The organism is Mangrovibacterium lignilyticum, from assembly GCF_010882175.1.
Classification (GTDB): Bacteria; Bacteroidota; Bacteroidia; order Bacteroidales; family Prolixibacteraceae; genus Mangrovibacterium; species Mangrovibacterium lignilyticum.
This window is the reverse complement of record NZ_WKLH01000014.1, coordinates 1-1,629: the sequence shown is the minus strand read 5'-3', so window position 1 is coordinate 1,629 and position 1,629 is coordinate 1. Positions and strand designations below refer to the sequence as shown.

Here is a 1,629-nt window from a genome sequence, read left to right as displayed (position 1 = left end):
CCACAGAAATAATGCGCCTCGCCCGATGCCGGGTTGGGATGATAAGTGGTCATGATCTCGATCGCAGCTCTTAAGTTTTGTTCGGCCTCAGCGAACTTGCCGTTCTTCAATTCGACACGCCCCAATGCAATGTATGATTTGTAGCTTTTCGGATCTTTTTTTATCGCTTCCCGCCAGTAAGGCTCCGGGTAACGGGTCGGGTGACGGTACAGCTCCAGGTGCTCACCAATTAATTCCAGTTCGTTGGCACTTTCAACCTCTTGCGGTTGTTTAGGCTCAAAAGCCAGCTTGCGGTTTCGTTCTTTGCTGATCTCACGATGGTGATAAGCGATTAATTCCTTTCCTTGTTCATCCAACACGATCAGGGAAATTGAGTTCTCCTGTCCGGCTTCAATTTGAATGGAATTGTCTTTCCAGGGTTGTTCAGGTGATATGCTTTGTTTGTCGAATACTTTTTTCTCGTTCCCGATAAGCAGTATAAATTGCAGGTTCTCGAATTTCCGGCTACCGGCTACTCCTAAATCAAGTTGATTACCTTGCAGAATTTCTAAACGAATAGCCAGGTCCTTATTGGCATTTTGGACCGGTCCCAGATTTTTGTAACTCCACCAGAACTGCGAGAAAGTCTTGGTTTCGTATGGCAACAGATAGGTGAAATCCGGTTGATTATCGGTATAAACTCCGGCCATCAACTCGAAGTACGGCCCACCTTCATCAGTCAGTTCACGGTCCCAGGCACGACCAAAGGCTTCGTTCCCCCAAGTCCACTGCTTTTTACCGGGAGCGATATGACGATTGGCAACATGGATGAATCCACCATCTTCTTTAAAGTCATATCCTCCGAAGAAATCGTATTTGGTATCGCAAACCATGTAACTGGTTGGCACCGGAATATTATTGTAGTTACGCAAATCGTTTCTGCCTTGACGCTCGTGATAAGGAATGCCGTAGTAGTCGTTCTCCGCAAAAGGGAAGCTACTTTGGGCGCGCACGGCATGATCGGCTACATAATGCACATCAGGCGGGAAAAAGCTCTGGTAATCGCCGTGCACTTCAACAGCTACGTTGGCCCACCAAAGGAAAGTCTGAGTGAGCGGTGTGCGGTTAAACAGTCGTCCGCGCAATTCAATCAAAGCACTGTTCGGGCGAATCCGAATTCCGTGCATCCCTTTCAATCGGTACATCGGATCGTATTCCGACATCCAGATTGTTTTGGCACCGTCGGCTTCCTCTTCGATGTAAACATCAGTCGGCAAGTAGGTTCCCGGACGGTGGTGCTGCGGCCAGTTAAACTCCACACCTCCACTGATCCATGGCCCGGCCAAACCAACCAGTGCCGGCTTGATCACCTTTTGCTGGTAGAAAAAGTTGTAGTTATTGTTGGCTTTATCCTGAGCTTCGAAAATACGCCCCCCGATCTCGGGAAGCATAACCATTTTCACAAACTCATTCTCCAGAATCGCAGCCTGGTACTCCTTATCCACTTTGTGATCGTACACCTTGTCGATAAACGGCACCGGGTACACTTTACCGGACGAACCCTGGTAAACTCTTTTTTCGAAAAAAACCGGGTTAATTTCTGATTTTCCTAACTCGTAAGTTGGAATGATCAATTTTTCAAGCGATGCT

The 1,629-nt window shown here is 47.6% G+C and carries 1 protein-coding gene; it reads right to left on the bottom strand.

The genetic code is table 11. The features are described 5' to 3' along the window. The coding region (locus tag GJV22_RS22075) for a DUF5107 domain-containing protein (protein ID WP_205462010.1) at positions 1–1,629 on the bottom strand (1,629 nt) is incomplete at both ends.